This window comes from Microbacterium sp. Ru50, from assembly GCF_002920555.1.
Taxonomy (GTDB): Bacteria; Actinomycetota; Actinomycetes; order Actinomycetales; family Microbacteriaceae; genus Microbacterium; species Microbacterium arborescens.
The window spans coordinates 626,231-644,164 of record NZ_PQSV01000001.1 but is presented as its reverse complement, the minus strand read 5'-3'; the positions used below and the strand labels follow the sequence as shown (position 1 = coordinate 644,164).

General features: G+C 69.4%; 14 protein-coding genes. 7 read left to right on the top strand and 7 right to left on the bottom strand.

Going from position 1 to position 17,934, the window contains the following annotated elements:
* Positions 1 to 7 precede the first annotated feature (7 nt).
* The 5 genes from dut (at position 8) to dxs (ending at position 6,882) form a co-directional block, all read left to right on the top strand.
* A complete protein-coding gene (dut, locus tag C3481_RS03050) occupies positions 8 to 460 on the top strand; it encodes a dUTP diphosphatase (protein ID WP_064956743.1) in 453 nt (150 codons plus the stop codon).
* A complete protein-coding gene (locus C3481_RS03045) occupies positions 457 to 1,035 on the top strand; it encodes a DUF3710 domain-containing protein (RefSeq protein ID WP_023951313.1) in 579 nt (192 codons plus the stop codon). The genes dut and C3481_RS03045 overlap by 4 nt, the downstream gene beginning before the upstream one ends.
* Positions 1,032 to 1,799 carry a DUF3159 domain-containing protein gene (locus C3481_RS03040; RefSeq protein ID WP_023951312.1) on the top strand — a complete coding sequence of 256 codons (768 nt, stop codon included), beginning with the start codon at positions 1,032 to 1,034 and terminating at the stop codon, positions 1,797 to 1,799. Before C3481_RS03045 ends, C3481_RS03040 begins: the two co-directional genes overlap by 4 nt.
* 133 nt (positions 1,800 to 1,932) lie before the next feature.
* Positions 1,933 to 4,791, top strand: a complete 2,859-nt coding sequence (locus tag C3481_RS03035; protein ID WP_088380324.1) for an aconitate hydratase — start codon at positions 1,933 to 1,935, stop codon at positions 4,789 to 4,791.
* A gap of 102 nt (positions 4,792 to 4,893) precedes the next feature.
* Entirely contained in the window at positions 4,894 to 6,882 is a 1,989-nt protein-coding gene (gene dxs, locus C3481_RS03030) for a 1-deoxy-D-xylulose-5-phosphate synthase (RefSeq protein WP_103840736.1), read from the top strand.
* Here the strand turns inward: dxs and C3481_RS03025 are convergent.
* Together C3481_RS03025 and C3481_RS03020 are read right to left on the bottom strand one after the other, a co-directional pair.
* Positions 6,864 to 7,466 (bottom strand): hypothetical protein, encoded by a 603-nt coding sequence (locus C3481_RS03025; RefSeq protein WP_103840734.1) that lies wholly within the window; start codon positions 7,464 to 7,466, stop codon positions 6,864 to 6,866. The two genes, dxs and C3481_RS03025, sit on opposite strands and share 19 nt — an antisense overlap.
* Positions 7,463 to 8,140, bottom strand: coding sequence for a TetR/AcrR family transcriptional regulator (locus C3481_RS03020; protein WP_064956738.1), 678 nt, complete (start codon positions 8,138 to 8,140; stop codon positions 7,463 to 7,465). Before C3481_RS03020 ends, C3481_RS03025 begins: the two co-directional genes overlap by 4 nt.
* Before the next feature lie 64 nt (positions 8,141 to 8,204).
* On the opposite strand from C3481_RS03020, the gene pepN reads away from it, so the two are divergent.
* Positions 8,205 to 10,709, top strand: a complete 2,505-nt coding sequence (gene pepN, locus C3481_RS03015) for an aminopeptidase N (protein WP_103840732.1) — start codon at positions 8,205 to 8,207, stop codon at positions 10,707 to 10,709.
* Between the two features lie 59 nt (positions 10,710 to 10,768).
* On the opposite strand, the gene C3481_RS03010 is transcribed toward pepN, so the two are convergent.
* From C3481_RS03010 to C3481_RS02995, 4 genes are all read right to left on the bottom strand, one after another.
* On the bottom strand, positions 10,769 to 12,913 hold the full coding sequence (locus C3481_RS03010) for a 3-hydroxyacyl-CoA dehydrogenase NAD-binding domain-containing protein (protein WP_103840730.1): 2,145 nt from the start codon (positions 12,911 to 12,913) through the stop codon (positions 10,769 to 10,771).
* An 11-nt stretch (positions 12,914 to 12,924) separates the two neighbouring features.
* Entirely contained in the window at positions 12,925 to 14,142 is a 1,218-nt protein-coding gene (locus C3481_RS03005) for a thiolase family protein (protein WP_023951298.1), read from the bottom strand.
* A gap of 72 nt (positions 14,143 to 14,214) precedes the next feature.
* Positions 14,215 to 15,411, bottom strand: a complete 1,197-nt coding sequence (locus C3481_RS03000) for an HRDC domain-containing protein (protein ID WP_103840728.1) — start codon at positions 15,409 to 15,411, stop codon at positions 14,215 to 14,217.
* Positions 15,404 to 15,994: a DUF3000 domain-containing protein gene (locus C3481_RS02995; RefSeq protein ID WP_023951295.1), complete on the bottom strand. Its 591-nt coding sequence runs from the start codon at positions 15,992 to 15,994 to the stop codon at positions 15,404 to 15,406. The genes C3481_RS03000 and C3481_RS02995 overlap by 8 nt, the downstream gene beginning before the upstream one ends.
* 25 nt (positions 15,995 to 16,019) lie before the next feature.
* Here C3481_RS02995 and C3481_RS02990 point away from each other — a divergent pair, with 25 nt between their 5' ends.
* Positions 16,020 to 17,240, top strand: a complete 1,221-nt coding sequence (locus C3481_RS02990) for a S9 family peptidase (protein WP_103840726.1) — start codon at positions 16,020 to 16,022, stop codon at positions 17,238 to 17,240.
* Here the strand turns inward: C3481_RS02990 and C3481_RS02985 are convergent.
* Positions 17,194 to 17,901: a dihydrofolate reductase family protein gene (locus tag C3481_RS02985; RefSeq protein WP_258039005.1), complete on the bottom strand. Its 708-nt coding sequence runs from the start codon at positions 17,899 to 17,901 to the stop codon at positions 17,194 to 17,196. The genes C3481_RS02990 and C3481_RS02985 overlap by 47 nt on opposite strands.
* Between the last annotated feature and the right edge of the window lie 33 nt (positions 17,902 to 17,934).

Below are 17,934 nucleotides of genomic sequence, written 5' to 3'. Positions count from 1 at the left end.
TCGTGGGGTGACCGAATCCGTGGACGTCCCCATTATCGCCGTCGACGTTCCCGTGTATGCCCACCCGGGGGATGCCGGAGCAGATCTCGTCTCCACCGAGACGGTGCATCTCGAGCCCGGACAACGCGCACTCGTGGGCACCGGCGTTCGCATCGCCCTGCCCGAAGGCTTCGCCGCCTTCGTCGTCCCGCGCAGCGGCCTCGCCGCGAAGCACGGCATCACCGTGGTGAATTCTCCCGGAACGGTCGACGCCGGCTACCGCGGCGAGATCAAGGTCACCCTCCTGAACACCGACACGTCCGAGGCGTACGACATCGCGCCCGGTGACCGCATCGCACAGGTGATCGTCATGCCGGTGACCCGCGCCCGCTTCATCCCCGTCGACACGCTGCCCGAGAGCGTTCGCGGCGAAGGTGGGTTCGGCTCGACCGGCTACCAGCAGACAGGAGTATCCGCATGAGCGACGACGCGAAGTCCGCGCCCGCCGACCGCGCCACAGCCGGACCGTTCGACGAGTCCGAGGCCAACCCGGTCCGTCCATACATCGACCTCGGCGGCATCAAGGTGCTGCCCCGCGAGGGTCTCAACCTGCGCCTCGAGGTCGAGGAACAGACCAAGCGCATCGTGGCGGTCGGTCTGGATTACGCCGGGTCCACGCTGCAGGTGCAGCCGTTCGCGGCGCCCCGCTCGACGGGGCTGTGGGACGAGACACGCGAGCAGATCCGTCAGCAGGTGCGACAGCAGGGCGGCCGCGTCGAAGAGCGCGAGGGCCCCCTCGGGCCGGAGCTGCTCGCAGAGGTTCCCGTGATCGCGGGAGCTGACGGCAGCGGCAAGCGTCTCGCGCGATTCGTCGGCGTCGACGGTCCGCGCTGGTTCCTCCGCGGTGTCATCGGCGGGGCCGCCACCAACGACGTCGAGGCGGCCGCGCAGGTCGAGGACCTGTTCCGGTCGCTCGTGGTCGTGCGCGGCGGGTCGCCCATGCCGCCGCGCGACCTCATCCCGCTGAAGATGCCGGCGACCCCCGGCTCAGCGTGAACGGCGACGAGCGTCCTGAGGCGGCGACCGAGCGTCGCGACGACCTGACTCCGCCGGAGCCGGCGGGATCGACGTCGGGTGTGCTGGGCGCCGCCCTCGGCGAGGCCGCGCGCAGGGCGGGCTTCGATCCGGAGACGAACGCCTCGACCGGGGGAGTCGTCTGGCGGGCGATGGGCGGATTCCGCGGAATCGTCGAAGCCGTCCTGCCCGGTCTGGTCTTCATCGTGGTGTTCACGCTGACGACGGACCCCGAGACGCGCGAAGCGAACCTCTGGTTGTCGCTCGGACTCTCGGTCGGGGTCGCCGCCGTCTTCACGCTGCTCCGCCTGATCCAGCGGGGGCCTGCCGGGGCGGCTTTCGGCGGCCTCATCGCAACCGCCGTCGCCGCGGGCCTCGCGCTGTGGACAGGGCGCGGTCAGGACAACTTCATCCCCGGGCTGATCACCAACGCCGCGTACGGCACGGCCTTCCTGGTGTCTGCTCTCATCGGGTGGTCGCTCATCGGGCTCGCGGCGGGATTCCTGATGAACGAGGGAATCGCGTGGCGTCGCGACAAGCGCAAGCGTCGCGTCTACTTCTGGCTCGCGATCGCATGGGCGGCCCTGTTCTACCTGAGGCTCGCGGTGCAGCTGCCGCTGTACTTCGCTGACGAGGTCGCCGCCCTCGGAACCCTGAAGCTCGTCATGGGGCTTCCGTTGTTCGCCCCGCTCGCGGCTGTCACCTGGCTCGCCGTGCGGGCGCTCTATAAGAGGCCCGCCGAGTGATATATTTATCTTGACGTCAAGATAAATTTCCCCCGATCCGACTAAGGGTCGCCTCACTAGATCGACCAGTGCGGCGAGGGGATGATGGGACAGTGCGCGCGAGCGCGCGGCCCGCCGATGAAGGAGAGCAGACGTGTCCACTGTTGACAGCTTCGGAGCCAAGAGCACCCTGACGGTCGGCAGTACCGACTACGAGATCTTCCGGATCGCCACGGTCGAGGGTTACGACCGTCTTCCCTTCAGCCTTAAGGTGCTGCTCGAGAACCTCCTGCGCACCGAGGACGGCGCGAACGTGACGCAGGAGCAGATCCGTGCGTTGGGCTCGTGGGACGCATCGGCGGAGCCCGACACCGAGATCCAGTTCACGCCCGCCCGCGTCGTGATGCAGGACTTCACGGGCGTGCCCTGCATCGTCGACCTCGCCACCATGCGCGAGGCGGTGACCGCGCTCGGCGGTGACCCGAACCGCATCAACCCGCTCTCGCCCGCCGAGATGGTCATCGACCACTCGGTCATCGCCGACCTGTTCGGCAGCGAGAACGCCCTCGAGCGCAACGTCGAGATCGAGTACGAGCGCAACGGCGAGCGTTACCAGTTCCTCCGTTGGGGTCAGGGTGCATTCGACGACTTCAAGGTCGTCCCCCCGGGCACCGGCATCGTCCACCAGGTGAACATCGAGCACCTCGCGAAGGTCATCTACGACCGCAACGTCGACGGCGTGCTCCGCGCATACCCCGACACCTGCGTCGGCACCGACTCCCACACCACGATGGTCAACGGCCTCGGCGTCCTGGGCTGGGGCGTCGGCGGCATCGAGGCCGAGGCCGCGATGCTCGGTCAGCCCGTGTCGATGCTCATCCCGCGCGTCGTCGGTTTCAAGCTCACCGGCGAGATCCCCGCGGGCGTCACCGCGACCGACGTCGTGCTGACGATCACCGACATGTTGCGCAAGCACGGCGTGGTCGGCAAGTTCGTCGAGTTCTACGGCGCCGGCGTCGGGTCCGTCCCGCTCGCCAACCGCGCCACGATCGGCAACATGAGCCCGGAGTTCGGCTCGACCGCTGCGATGTTCCCCATCGACGACGTCACGCTCGACTACCTGCGTCTGACCGGCCGCGACGAGCAGACCGTCGCGCTCGTCGAGGCGTACGCGAAGGAGCAGTCGCTCTGGCACGACCCCGCGAACGAGCCGAGCTACAGCGAGTACATGGAGCTCGACCTCTCGACGGTCGTCCCCTCGATCGCCGGCCCGAAGCGTCCGCAGGACCGCATCCTCCTGTCGGAGTCGAAGGAGCAGTTCGCGAAGGACATCCTCAACTACGCGGCCGCAGCCGACGAGCCCGTCGAGGTCGAGGGCACCTTCCCGGCGTCCGACCCGGGCACCGCTCCCGGTGTCGAGCACGAGACGCTCTCCGACGACACCGTCTCGCACCAGCACGACCACGCCCACGCGGGCCTGCTGTCCAGCGGCGCGCCGCACGCGGCGTCCAACCCCGTCAAGGTCACGCAGCCGTCGGGCGAGAGCTACATGCTCGACAACGGCGCCGTCACCCTCGCGGCGATCACCTCTTGCACCAACACCTCGAACCCGTCGGTCATGATCGCGGCGGGTCTGCTGGCGCGCAAGGCCTCGGAGCGCGGTCTCACGCGCAAGCCGTGGGTCAAGACGACGCTGGGACCGGGCTCGAAGGTCGTCACCGACTACTACGAGAAGTCGGGCCTCGACAAGGACCTCGAGAGCCTTGGCTTCTACACCGTCGGATACGGCTGCACGATCTGCATCGGAAACTCGGGCCCGCTGATCGAAGAGGTCTCGGCCGCGATCAACGACAACGACCTTGCGGTCACGGCAGTGCTCTCGGGCAACCGCAACTTCGAGGGCCGCATCAGCCCCGACGTCAAGATGAACTACCTCGCCTCGCCGCCCCTGGTCGTCGCGTACGCCCTGGCCGGGTCGATGAACTTCGACTTCGAGACCGACCCGCTCGGCAAGGACTCGGACGGCAACGACGTCTTCCTGAAGGACATCTGGCCCGCCCCGGACGAGGTCCAGGAGATCATCGACTCGTCGATCTCGCGCGAGCAGTTCATCAAGCAGTACGCCACCGTGTTCGACGGTGACGAGCGCTGGAAGAACCTGCCCACGCCGACCGGTCCGGTGTTCGAGTGGGACGAGGACTCGACCTACGTCCGCAAGGCGCCGTACTTCGACGGCATGCAGATGGAGCTGACCCCGGTCAGCGACATCACCGGTGCGCGCGTCATGGCGACGTTGGGCGACTCGGTCACGACCGACCACATCAGCCCGGCCGGAAACATCAAGGCCGGCACCCCCGCCGCGCAGTACCTCACCGAGCACGGTGTCGCGCAGAAGGACTTCAACTCCTACGGCTCGCGTCGAGGCAACCACGAGGTCATGATCCGCGGAACCTTCGCCAACATCCGCCTGAAGAACGAGCTCACGGCGGCGGTCAACGACGGCAAGGTCGTCGAGGGCGGCTACACGCGTGACTTCACCCAGGAGGGCGGCCCGCAGTCGTTCATCTACGACGCGAGCCAGAACTACCAGGCGCAGGGCACGCCGCTCGTCATCTTCGGCGGCAAGGAGTACGGCTCGGGATCGTCGCGTGACTGGGCCGCGAAGGGCACGAACCTGCTCGGCGTGAAGGCCGTCATCACGGAGAGCTTCGAGCGCATCCACCGCTCGAACCTGATCGGTATGGGCGTCGTGCCGCTGCAGTTCCCCGCTGGCGAGAGCTGGAAGTCGCTCGGACTCGACGGCACCGAGATCATCTCGATCACGGGTCTCGAGCAGCTGAACGAGGGCGTCACCCCCAAGACCGTCAAGGTCGTCGCCGAGCCGAGCGAGTTCTCGCCCGAGGGCAAGGAGACGGTCGAGTTCGACGCGGTCGTGCGCATCGACACCCCCGGTGAGGCGGACTACTACCGCAACGGCGGCATCCTGCAGTACGTGCTGCGCTCGCTCGTCTGAGCCAACCAGCCGCATAGTCCACGAGAGGCCGGAGCGTCCAGCTCCGGCCTCTCGTGCATCCTGCTCGTTAGACTTACCGGCACCGATGGAAGGAGGAGCGCGATGTCACTGCTCTCCTCGATCTCGCACCCGCGCGATCTGGACGCCCTCTCGCTTCCGCAGCTCGAGGCTCTCGCGAGCGAGATCCGCTCGTTCCTCGTCGAGAACGTCGCGCGCAGCGGCGGGCACCTCGGCCCCAACCTCGGCGTCGTCGAGCTCACGCTCGCGATCCACCGGGTCTTCGACTCTCCCAACGATCCGGTGGTGTTCGACACCGGACACCAGTCCTACGTCCATAAGCTCGTGACCGGGCGGCAGGACTTCTCGCGGCTGCGCTCACGCGGCGGCCTGGCGGGGTACCCGCAGCGCAGTGAGAGCGAGCACGACGTCGTCGAGTCGTCGCACGCGTCGAGCTCGCTCAGCTGGGCGGACGGCATCTCGCGAGCCTTCGCCCGCACCGGTCGCACCGACCGGCACGTCGTCGCAGTCGTGGGCGACGGGTCGCTGACCGGCGGCATGACGTGGGAGGCGCTCAACAACATCTCCGACGACAACGATCGCAACCTGGTGATCGTCGTCAACGACAACGGTCGCTCGTACGCTCCCACGATCGGCGGGATGGCGCGCTTCCTGAACAAGGTGCGCACGACCGAGGGGTACCGGTCGCTCCACGAGGGTTCGGCGTCGCTGTTCGGCCGCCTCGGGCCGGCGGCGCGGGCCGTCTACCGCGGACTCCGCGGGGGTACTCACGGGTTCCTGTCCCGCTTCGTGAACAACGAGGCGCTGTACTCGAACCTCGACATCAAGTACCTCGGGCCCGTCGACGGGCACGATCTCGAGGCCATGATCGAGACGCTGCGGCTCGCGAAGTCGTACGGCGCGCCGGTCATCGTGCACGCGATCACCGAGAAGGGCCGCGGCTACGCGCCCGCGCGCCTCGATGAAGCGGATCAGTTCCACGCGGTCGGGAAGATCGACCCCGCGACGGGCCGGCCGGTCTCCTCGGGCAGCACGATCAGCTGGACCGACGTGTTCGCCGAAGAGCTCGTGTCGGCGGGGGAACGCCGCTCTGATGTCGTGGCGATCACCGCCGCGATGCTGCGTCCGACCGGACTTCTGCCGTTCGCGCAACGGTTCCCCGATCGCGTCCTCGACGTCGGCATCGCCGAGCAGCACGCCGTCGCGGCATCCGCCGGCCTCGCCTTCGGCGGCCTGCATCCGGTCGTCGCGATCTACGCCACGTTCATGAACCGCGCGTTCGACCAGATGATGATGGATGTCGCGCTGCACCGTGCCGGCGTGACATTCGTGCTCGACCGGGCCGGCGTCACCGGGCCCGACGGTCCCAGTCACCACGGTATCTGGGACCTCGCGATGCTCCAGCTCGTGCCCGGCGTCCGCATCGCCGCGCCCCGCGACGCCGAGCGTCTGCGCGAGGTGTTCCGCGAAGCGGTCCAGATCGAAGACGCCCCCACGGTCGTCCGCTACCCGAAGGGCTCGGTCGGTGACGAGCTGCCGGCCGTGGAGCGTCTGGACGACGGGACCGACGTGCTGGTGCGGGGCGAGTCCGACGACGTGCTCATCGTCGGTATCGGTCCGATGGCGCGTCTCGGCGTCGATGTCGCCGAGCGCCTGCGAGCACAGGGAATCGGCGCGACCGTCATCGATCCGCGCTGGGTGGTGCCGGTCGCGCGCTCGGTCGTCGACCTCGCCGCCGAACACCGGCTCGTCATCACGATCGAGGACGGGATCCGTGTCGGCGGCATCGGCACCCGCATCCGCCAGGTGCTGCGCGAGGCCGGCATCGACACCGCCGTCGACGAGCTGGGGCTGCCCGACGACTTCATCGACCACGCGGAGCGCGACGAGATCCTCGAAGACGCGGGCCTCACGGCCGCGAAGATCGCGCACGACGTCGTCGCGCAGGTCCTCGGCACCCGCATCCCGATCGCTCGCCCCAGCGCGGACGCGGAGTCGGACTGGCCGGATGCCGCTGACGCACCGGACCGTGCGGAGGCCGCGGACGGCGAGCGTCAGCCTCGAGGTCGCTGACGTCGTCTCCGATCGGGGTCGATGATGCGGTAGCGCTCGTCGAGAGCGTCCTCGGTCGCGGCATCCGCATCCGACGCCGGCACACCGTCGCCGAAACCCTCGGAGTCGAGGCGCAGTGCTCGCCGCGCGGTGATGAACCATGCTCCTGCCAGCCCCATCGCGCTGAGAGGCACGTTGACGAGGAGAGCGATTGATCCCGCCCAGCCGTCGGCCGATCCGCCCATCAGCGTGATGAGGGCGCCCGCCGTGGTGACGACGCCGACCAACGCGCCGTACGCCGCGAAAGCGATCAGGTGTACGCCGATACGCGGCGAACGTCGCAGGGAGCGGCCGAGCGCGTATGCGCCGGGCGAACCGATCACGACGGCGGGGACGGAGGCGATCACGATCATCACGGTGCCCACGACCAAGCTGAAGCCGCCCGTCAGCACCGCCCACGAGACGATGAGCAGCAGCGTCGTCGCGCCCCACGCGCGGGCGGTGCCCTTCAGGAACTCGGCGAGGGTGAACGCGAGAGGTTCGGCATCCGTGCGCGGCGAGCCTCGACGGGACGCGAGCGGCGGTTCGGGGTCGGTGCCCGTCACGATCGTGTCTCCGCGATGAGGTCGAGGAGCTCCCGCAGCGGCCGTCGCAGCATCGGGAGGCGGACGAGCGGGAGCGCCATCGCGAGAAGCGCCAAGCCCCTGTCGAGCAAGCGCCGCGTCTTCGCCTGGTCGTCGGACTGGTCGTAGACCCAGTACATCGCAAGCAGCAGATGCGCGAGAACGAGCGCCCCGGGCAGCGCCTCGGCGATGTCCTTCGGGAGCTTGTGGTCGGCGCCGTCGACGGCGGTGCGGAACAGTTCCTCCACGATCGTGAGCGAGGCATCCGACTCGGGCGACAGCGGGTTGATCGACGAGCGGGGGGACACCGCGGCCGTCAGGAACTCGGGCGCATGGCCATGAGTCGGCGTCAACTGATCGAGGCCCGTGTGGAAGACGATCGCGAGTCGGGTCGTGAGGTCACGCTCGGACGCGAGTCGGGGGAGGGCGGCAGCTCGGTGCGCCTGCTGCACCTGGAGGTAGAACTCCTGCACGAGCTCGTTCTTCGACGCGAAGTGGTAGTTCGTCGTGCCGACCGAGACGCCGGCCTCCGAGGCGATATGACGGATGGTGGTCGCGTCGTAGCCACGCTCGCGGAACGAACGGAGCGCGGTCTCGACGATCAGGGCACGCGTGCGGTCTCGTTTCGATCCGGTCGGCGACGGTGTGCTGAACATGTTCAGACTCTACAGCGCGACTTCTCAGGCCGTCCGGCCCACGCTCGCGTGAAAGCATGGAGGGATGACCGGCGACAACCTCTCCCGTTCCGATGCTCAGCGGCGTGCAGCCGAGATCCGGCTCCACACCGTCGACGTTCTCCTCGATGTCCGCGACGCGCCGCGGGCCGACGAGACGACCTTCGGCACCCGCGCGGTCCTCTCGTTCGATGCGACCGTCGGGGGAGAGACCTGGGTCGACTTCCTCGGTTCGAGCGTCGACGCGGTCACCGTGAACGGAGAGAGCCGGCCCGTGGACTGGGACGGCGCCCGCATCCGCATCGACCGCCTCGCCGAACGGAACACGGTCTCGATCGAGGCACGCGGCCTCTACAGTCGCTCGGGCGAGGGCCTGCACCGTTTCGTCGACCCGGTCGACGGTGGCGTCTATCTGTACACGCAGTACGAACCGGCCGACGCCAGGCGTGTCTACCCGTGCTTCGAGCAGCCCGATCTGAAGGCGCGCTGGCGGATGCGGGTCGCGGCGCCGCGGGGGTGGCGGGTGCTGTCCAACGGTGCGGAGGCCGTCCGCCGCGACATCGACGGCGGCGTCGAGGTCGCCTTCGCCGAGACCCTCCCGATCTCCAGCTACATCACCGCCGTCGCCGCGGGGCCGTACCACCGCGTCGACGCCGTGTGGGACGGGCCGGAGGGGCCCGTCGAGCTGGGCGTGCTCTGCCGCGCCTCGCTTGCGCCTCACCTCGACGCTGAGGAAGTCATCGACATCACTCGCCGCGGGCTCGCATACTTCGGGGAGGCGTTCGGGCTCGGTTACCCGTGGGGCAAGTACGACCAGATCTTCGTTCCCGAGTACAACCTCGGCGCGATGGAGAACCCGGGGCTCGTCACTTTCACCGAGGCCTACGTCTTCCGCGGGGCGGCGACGTCGGCGCAGCGCGAGGCGCGCGCCAACACGATCCTCCACGAGATGGCGCACATGTGGTTCGGCGACCTCGTGACCATGCGCTGGTGGGACGACCTGTGGCTGAAGGAATCCTTCGCCGACTTCATGGGTTCGCACGCGTCGGTCGCGACCGGGCTCTATCCGGATGCCTGGGTGAGCTTCGCGAGCAGGCGCAAAGGCTGGGCGTACGAGCAGGACCAGCTGCCGACGACGCATCCGATCGTGGCCGACATCCCCGACCTGCAGGCCGCCAAGCTCAACTTCGACGGGATCACGTACGCCAAGGGAGCGTCCGTGCTCAAGCAGCTCGTCGCGTACGTGGGGGAGGAGGCGTTCTTCGCCGGTGCGCGTCAGTACTTCGCCGCCAACGCCTACGGGAACACCACGCTCGCTGATCTGCTGGACGCGCTCGAGCACACCTCCGGACGCGATCTGCGCGCGTGGAGCCGCGCTTGGCTCGAGACCACCGGGATGTCGGATCTGTCGGTCGAACGCGATGGGCCGGACGGCGTCACCGTCGTCCAGACAGATCCACGACCCCATCGCGTGACGATGGGACGCTACGTGGAGACGGAGGGGGCGCTGCGGCGCGAGGATGGAGTCGACCTCGATCTCGTCGACGCTCGGACGCCGCTGCCCGGGGATACCCGAAGCCTGATCATCCCGAACGACGACGACCGAACCTATGCGAAGGTCCGCCTCGACGAAGAGACGACGGCCGCGCTCGAGCGATCGCTGTCGACGATCGGCGACCCCCTCGCTCGGTCGGTCGCATGGGCTGCGCTCTGGAACGCGGTGCGCGACGGTCGTCTCGACGTCGCGCGCTACCTCGAGATCGTCAGAGTGCACGCTGCAGCCGACACCCACATCGGTCTGCTCGGCGACGCGGTCGCTCATGCCGACTACGCGATCGCCCACTACGCAGCGCCCGCGCAGCGGGAGACGCTCGCCGCGCGCTGGCTGGAAACGGTCTGGCAGTCCCTGCACGAAGCCCGCCCCGGCAGCGATGCGCAACTGGTGTGGGCACGTGCCCTGGGGGCCTCCGCCGCGGTGGATGCGGGGCGTGCGGCGTCGCTGCGCCAGCTGCTCGCCGGCGCGGGGCGACTCCCCGACGGTCTCGTTCTCGATGCCGACCTGCGGTGGAGCTGGCTCTTCGCGCTCGCCGCGACGGGCGAGGCCAACCCCGCCGAGATCGACGCCGAGCTGATGCGAGACGACACCGCGAAGGGGAGACGAGCCCACCGCGCTGCCCGCGCGGCACTGCCGGAGGCGGCGGTGCGCGAGGCCGCCTGGGTCGAGGCCTGGACGGACGAGACCCTGTCGAACGACGAGCTCGACGCCACGATCGCGGGTGTCCGCGCCGGAGGGCGACGCGATCTCATCGCGGCCTTCGACGCGGACTACTTCTCGCGCATCGAACGGGTCTGGGCGACCCGCAGCATCGAGATCGCGCGGCGCCTCGTGCGCGGGCTGTTCCCCGCGGCGGATGACCTCACGGAAGCGACGGCGTGGCTCGAGTCGCATCCCGAAGCGCCGGCCTCGTTGCGGCGCATCGTGATCGAGCAGCGCGACATCCTCGAGCGAGACCTTCGCGTGCAGAGCGCGCAGGGCGGCTTGCCGGCGTGACACGACGAGGACCCCGCGGCTTCGTGCCACGGGGTCCTCGTCGTGATGCGGCGGAGGTGTCAGCGATTCGCGATCCCGCGGATGGGCGGGTGGTGGAACGTGTCGCCGAACGCCCGCTCCGACGCGCCCTCCCGATCGAGGTAGGGCGAGGCCCCGCCATCGATGAACGGCCAGCCGGCGCCCAGGATGAGGCACAGGTCGATGTCCTGCACCTCCGGGACGACGCCTTCGTCGAGCATGAGCTTGATCTCCTGTGCCAGGCCGTCCTGCACGCGCTGAAGGATCGTCTCGGCCGCGACCGGCGACGAACCCGTCGCCTTCTTCGCGATCTTCTCCGCGGCCTTGGTGAATCCGGTGACGCGCCCTCCCTTGTCCTTCTCGACGACCTCGGAGAGCTCCGCGAGCTGGTGGAAGTTCTCGTTAGCGTAGAAGCGGTCGGGGAACGCCGAGGTCATCGTGTCCTGCACGTGTGCGGCGACCTTCCAGCCGACGAGGTCGATGAGCTGGAAGGGCCCCATCGGCAGCCCGAGCGGCGAGAATGCCTTCTCGACATCGGCGACCGGCGTGCCCTCGTAGACGGCGCGCGCCGCCTCGCCCATGACCTTCGCCAGCAGTCGGTTCACGACGAAGCCGGGCGCGTCGGCCGTCAGGACGGCGTTCTTTCCGAGCCCCTTCGCGACCACGAAGGCGGTCGACAGGGCAGCATCCGTCGTCTGCGGCGTCTTCACGACCTCGATCAGCGGCATGACCGCGACGGGGTTGAAGAAGTGGAAACCGACCAGACGCTCGGGGTGAGCGAGCTTCGCGCCGATCTCCGCCACCGACAGTGACGAGGTGTTCGTCGCGAGGATCGCGTCGCCGGCGATGATCTTCTCGATCTCGCCGAAGACCTGCTGCTTGACGCCGACCTCTTCGAAGACCGCCTCGATGACGAAGTCGCAGTCGGCGTACTCGCTCTTGTCGACGGTGCCGTGAACGAGCGAGCGGAGCTTGCCCGCCGTGTCGGAATCGATGCGGCCCTTCGCCTCGAGCTTGCCGATCTCCTCGCGGATGTAGGCGAGCCCCTTGTCGACGCGCGCCTGATCGAGGTCGGTGATGAGCACGGGCACCTGGAGCCTGCGGACGAAGAGCAGCGCGAACTGGCTGGCCATGAGGCCCGCACCGATGACGCCGACCTTCGTCACCTTCTTCGCCAGCGACTTGTCGGGAGCGCCGACGGGCCGCTTCGCGCGCTTCTGCACGAGGTCGAAGGCGTACATCGACGCGGCGAACTGGTCGCCCGAGATGAGCTCGGCGAGAGCGTCGTCCTCGCGGGCGAAGCCTTCTTCGCGCGATCCGCTACGGGCCTTCTCGAGCAGCTCGAGCGCCAGGTAGGGCGCCTTCGGCACGGTGCCGATCTTGGACTCGAGCATCCCGCGAGCGACCTTGACGGCGATCGGCCACTTCGTCAGGCGCTCGAGCTTGCCGGGCTCGTTCTTGCGCGTGACCGAGACGGCACCCGACAGTACGCGGTCAGCCCAGGCGAGCGAGTCCTCGAGGTAGCTCACCGCGGGGAAGATCGCGTCCATGATGCCCAGGTCGAACGCCTGCTGAGGCTTGAGCACGCGGTTCTGCTTGAGCGGATTGCTGATGACCACTTCGAGCGCGTTCTCGATGCCGATGAGGTTCGGCAGCAGGTAGGCGCCGCCCCAGCCCGGGATGAGACCGAGGAAGACCTCGGGCAGGGCGATGGCCGCCGCGGAGGCATCCACGGTCCGGTAGGTGCTGTTCAGCGCGATCTCGAGACCGCCGCCGAGGGCGAGGCCGTTCACGAAAGCGAAGGAGGGGACACCCAGCTGCGACAGGCGCCCGAGCACCTGGTGCCCGCGCTGCGCGACGAGCTTCGCGATCTCCTTCGAGGGCAACCGTGAGACATCGGAGAGGTCGGCTCCCGCGGCCAGGATGTACTGCTTGCCGGTGATGCCGACGGCATCGATCTCGCCCGCTGCCGCACGCGCGGCGAGCGTATCGAGGACGCCGCCCAGCTCGGCGAGCGTCGCCGGACCGAGCGTGTTCGGTCGGGTGTGGTCGCGACCGTTGTCGAGGGTGATGAGCGCGAGCGTGCGGCCCGAGGGGAGCCGGACATCACGCACGAGCGAGTGGGTGATGACCTCGTCGCCGGTCAGGGCGTCGAGGGGGGAGAAGTCGATGTCGTCGTAGGTCATGTCGGCGCGCCTCACTTCTTCGCGGTCTTCTTCTTGCCGGTGTAGTGCGGGTTCTCCCAGATCACGGAACCGCCCTGGCCGAGGCCGACGCACATGGCCGTCAGTCCGTAACGGACGTCCGGACGCTCGGCGAACTGAGCGGCGAGCTGGATCATCAGACGCACACCGGATGCCGCCAGGGGGTGACCGACCGCGATGGCGCCGCCCCACGGGTTGACGCGCGGATCGTCGTCGTCGATGCCGAAGTGGTCGAGAAGCGACAGCACCTGCACCGCGAACGCCTCGTTGAGCTCGAACAGGCCGATGTCGTCGATCGTCAGGCCGGCCTTGGCGAGCGCCTTCTCGGTCGAGGGGATGGGGCCGATGCCCATCACCTCGGGCTGGACGCCGGCGAAGCCGAACGAGACCATCCGCATCTTCGGAGTGAGGCCGAGCTCCTTCACCGCGCGCGAGCCGGCGAGGAGGCTGATGGTCGCGCCGTCGGTGAGAGGTGAGGACGTGCCCGCGGTGACGCGTCCGTGCGGGCGGAAGGGCGTCTTCAGCTGAGCGAGGCCCTCCATCGTGGTCTCGGGCCGGCGGCCCTCGTCCTCGGTCGCGAGGCCCCAGGCGCCGTCCGCGGACTTCACCGCGACGGGAACGAGATCAGGCTGCAGCTTGCCCGCCTCGTACGCGGCCTGAGCCTTGTGCTGGCTGCGCATTCCGAACCGGTCGGCGCGCTCCTTCGTGAGGACCGGGAAGCGGTCGTGCAGCCGCTCGGCGGTGATACCCATGTTCAGGGCGTCTGCGCTGACGAGCTTCTCGGTGAGGAAGCGCGGGTTGGGATCGGTGTCGCCGCCGCCGAGGGGGTGTCGACCCATGTGCTCGACGCCGCCCGCGAGGGCGAGGTCGTACATGCCGATGCCGATCGAGCCGGCCATCGTGGTGACGCTCGTCATCGCACCCGCGCACATGCGGTCGATCGCGAAGCCCGGCACGCTCTGCGGGAGGCCGGCGAGGATCGCTGCGGTGCGGCCGAGGGTCAGGCCCTGGTCGCCCTGCTGGGTCGTTGCGGCGATCGCCACGTCATCGATCCGGTCGAGCGGCACATCGGGGTTGCGTTCGATCACGCCCCGGATCGCTTTGACGACGAGGTCGTCCGCTCGGGTGTTCCAGTACATGCCCTTCTCGCCGGCGCGCCCGAACGGGGTGCGCATACCGTCGATGAAGTAGACGTCCGAGATCTCGGCCACTTTGCCTCCAGAAGATGGGATCTTCCCCAGCCTAGAGAGCCGCGGAGGCCGGGAAAATCGGTTGGGTCGAACCTACGAACCGGCCGAGGAAGGTGCGGCATCCCCGTTCACGGAATCCACAAAGGCTTGAGCGATCAGCTGTGCAGTCTGCTCAATCTGCCACGGCCGCGCGCCGAGCTCCGCGAGTGCCGTCCCGACCGTCTCGGCCGAGGTCTCCGCGGGCGGTGCCCATGCCACGCGGCGCAGCAGCTCAGGAGTGAGCAGGTTCTCCGTCGGCATCGACAACTCCTCCGCGCGCTGCTCGACGAGCGGCTTGGCAGCCTTCAGGCGGGCGTCGGCGGGAGGGTTGCGGTCGACCCAGGCCCGCACGGGCGGCAGGCCGTCGCCCGGCAGCCGGTCCGGCGGCAGCGACTGCTCGGCCCGGCCGGCCTCGAAGGCCGCCCACCAGCGGTCGAGCTGCGAGCGGCTCGCGCGGCCGGTGAAGTCCTTGACCTTCGCCAGGTCCTGCTTCGTCTTGGGGTCGGCGGCGAGCGCCGCGACGAGCGCGCGGTCAGGGACGAGCCGGCCGGGGGCGATGTCCTGCTCGCGGGCGTACTCCTCGCGCGCGGTCCACAGTGCTCGCGCCACCGCGAGCGCGCGGCGGCCCCGAATCGTGTGCAGACCGCTGAGTCGGCGCCAGGGGTCTTCGCGCGGCGGCTTGACCGGCCGGTCGAGCACGGCTTGGAACTCCTGTGCGGCGAACTCGACCTTGCCCTGCGCCTCGAGCTCGCCTGCGAGCGCATCGCGCACGTCGATGAGGTGCTCCACGTCGAGGGCTGCATACTCGAGCCACGACTGCGGCAGCGGGCGTGTCGACCAATCGGCCGCCGAGTGCGCCTTGGCGAGGACGATGCCCAGGGTGTCCTCGACGACGGCGCCGAGCCCGACGCGGGCGTGCCCGAGCAGGCGTGCGGCGAGCTCGGTGTCGAAGATCGACGTCGGGTCGAGCCCGGCCTCGCGGAGCGAAGGCAGGTCCTGGCTCGCGGCATGCAGCACCCACTCGACGTCGCCGATGGCGGACTGGAGAGGGGCGAAGGTCGTGATCGCCGGGGGATCGAACAGGTGCACGCCGGCTCCGCGGCGGAAGACCTGGATGAGATAGGCCCGTTGCGAGTAGCGGAAGCCCGACGCTCGCTCGACGTCTACGGCGACGGGTCCGTCGCCGGCCGCGAGCAGCTGCGCGGCGCGTTCGAGTCCGGCGTCATCGGCGATGACGGTGTATTCAGCCACGGTTCCCCCGGCGTGCTCCGAAGACGGCGACGCCCTCCGACCCCGGAGGAAGGCCGGCCAGCATGCAGGTCAGTTCCGCCCAGGCGTCGATGTGGGCGGTGATGTCGCCGACGGGGGTCCACGAAGCGCGCAGTTCGATCTGCGCACCGTCGCCCTCGTCGGCGAGACTTCCGAAACCGCGCGAGAGCGTCTTCGTCGCGGTCCCCGAGATGGAGTGGAACGAGGCGCCGCGATGATCGAGCGCGTCGATGAGCCACGACCAGGCGACCTCGGCGAGAAGCGGATCGACGCCGATCTCGGGTTCGAGCGGCGCCTGGGCGAATGCGACGATGCGCCACGCCCCGCCCCAGGCATCCGGCTCGTCGTCGTCGTGGAGGACAACGATGCGGCCGGTGCCGTAGGGGGAGTCGACGGCGTGATCCTCGGGTCGCACATCGCCCGCAAGCGCGAGGGCGTCGGGCGCGAGGCCGGTCGGGGCAGGGATCTCGCGGACCACGAGGTCGTCGCGGAAGGTCATCGCCAGCACCGCCTCGCGTGCGACGACGAATGCCGTCGCGTCGGCGGGAGGACGGGAATCGGCCACGTCGACAGACTAGAGTGAGGCCTCGATGATGGGTTCCAGGCGCGCCGGGGCTGCGGGCGCATCTCCCGCAGCAGCCACCGCGGCGAAGACGACGATCGCGGCATTGGCCGGAGCCCTCGGGATCTCGTTGGCGGCGCTCGGCATCGTTTCGATGCGCGTAGCCCGCAAGGTCGTGACGCCCGCCGGGCGGGTGCCCGACACGCAGCTGCTCGCGGTCGACGTCGCCGCGCAGACGCTCACCCTCTCGCGCACTCCCGACACCGAGCTGCCGGGGCGGTACGGACTGTTCACGACGGGCACCGCCTCGTACGTGAAGGTCGGTGCCGTGCTGGCGCTCGACGAGACGTCGGTCAAGCGCAAGCTGCTCACGCAGATCGGAACGGACGACCGGCTGTCAGCCGCCGCGGCATTCAGCGGGTGGTACTACTCCGATCCGGCGGAGCTGCACCTGCCCTACCACTCCGAGCTCGTCGGGTCTCCGCTCGGACCCTGCCCCGCCTGGTTCTTCCCGGCCGCGGACGCGGCGGGGGAGCCGAGCGACACGTGGGTCATCCAGATTCACGGGCGCGGCACGACACGGGCCGAGACGCTGCGTGCGGTGCCGGTGTTCCACGCCGCCGGTGTGTCGTCCCTGCTGGTGTCGTACCGCAACGACGGCGAGGCGCCGCGCAGCCGATCGGGCACGTACATGCTCGGTGCGACCGAATGGCGCGATGTGGATGCCGCGATCGGAGCGGCCCGCCGCCGCGGCGCGCGCCGCATCTTCCTCATGGGGTGGTCGATGGGCGGCGCGATCGCCCTCCAGGTCGCCCTGAACTCGGCCCATCGCGACATCATCGCCGGAGTCTTGCTCGAGTCGCCGGCGATCGACTGGCGCATCGTGCTCGACTACCAGGCGCACCTGCTGCGCATCCCCGCCCCCGTCGCGAGCACCGCCGTGCGCGCGCTCGACAGCGCGTGGGGGTCGCGGGTCGTCGGGTTGAACACCCCGATCCCGTTCGACCGGCTCGATGTGGTCGCCCGTGCGGCCGAGCTTCGGCATCCGATTCTCATCCTGCACAGCGACGACGACGGCTTCGTCCCGGCTGACGCGTCGTATCAGCTGGCAGAGGCGCGTCCCGATCTGGTCGAGCTGGAGGTGTTCCGGACCGCCCGGCACACGAAGCTGTGGAACTACGATCCGGAGCGTTGGACCTCGGTCATCCGCGACTGGCTCGAGCGCCGACGCTCAGCCGCAGATAGCTGAAGCCCGCGGCATCCATCAGCGCACCCGCGACGGCGGTCGGCACCTCATCCGCAACCGGCAGGACGGGATGCCGGACCGGTCCGATCCGCGGCGCGACCGTGAGGCAGATCTCGTCGGCCACGCCCGCGGCGATGAACTGCGCAGCGAGGGTCGGTCCGCCCTCGCAGACCACGCGCTCCCACCCGCGGGCCGACAGGACGGCGAGCACGTCGGCGGGGGACAGGTCGGGCCCGCTGCCGGCGGTGACAACGGTGACGCCGGCGGGCGCTTCGGGACGGGCGCCGTCGGGAACGATCAGGACGACCCGCCCCACCTCGGCGTCGGTCAGGCGGTGGCCGTCGAGACGCCCCGACCGCGAGACGATGGCGAGGGCCGCCGTACGCGGAACGACATAGCCCTCCGCGCGGACGGTCTCCGCGCCCACGACGACGACGTCGGCGTCCCGGCGGATGATGCCGAGGATGCTGCGATCGGTCGGGCTCGTGATCGTCTCGCTCGTCCCGTCGCCGCCGGAGGCCGACCCGGTCAGGGTGGTGACCATGTTCACGCGGACGTATCCGCCGGGCGCTCGCCGGTAGCGCCCTGCGAGCCACACCCGTCCGGCATCCGTCGTGGAATCGGCGCTCTCGCCGGTTTCCGGAAGCATCTCGGTCACACGCACGGCGTCATCCTTTCACGCGGTTAGGGTTGATCC

Excerpts from the sequence above, each read along its gene's own strand:
- C3481_RS03045 (WP_023951313.1), top strand. The coding sequence starts at position 457 with ATGAGCGACGACGCGAAGTCCGCGCCCGCCGACCGCGCCACAGCCGGA.
- dxs (WP_103840736.1), top strand. The coding sequence starts at position 4,894 with ATGTCACTGCTCTCCTCGATCTCGCACCCGCGCGATCTGGACGCCCTC.
- C3481_RS03020 (WP_064956738.1), bottom strand. The coding sequence starts at position 8,140 with ATGTTCAGCACACCGTCGCCGACCGGATCGAAACGAGACCGCACGCGT.
- pepN (WP_103840732.1), top strand. The coding sequence starts at position 8,205 with ATGACCGGCGACAACCTCTCCCGTTCCGATGCTCAGCGGCGTGCAGCC.
- C3481_RS03010 (WP_103840730.1), bottom strand. The coding sequence starts at position 12,913 with ATGACCTACGACGACATCGACTTCTCCCCCCTCGACGCCCTGACCGGC.
- C3481_RS02990 (WP_103840726.1), top strand. The coding sequence starts at position 16,020 with ATGATGGGTTCCAGGCGCGCCGGGGCTGCGGGCGCATCTCCCGCAGCA.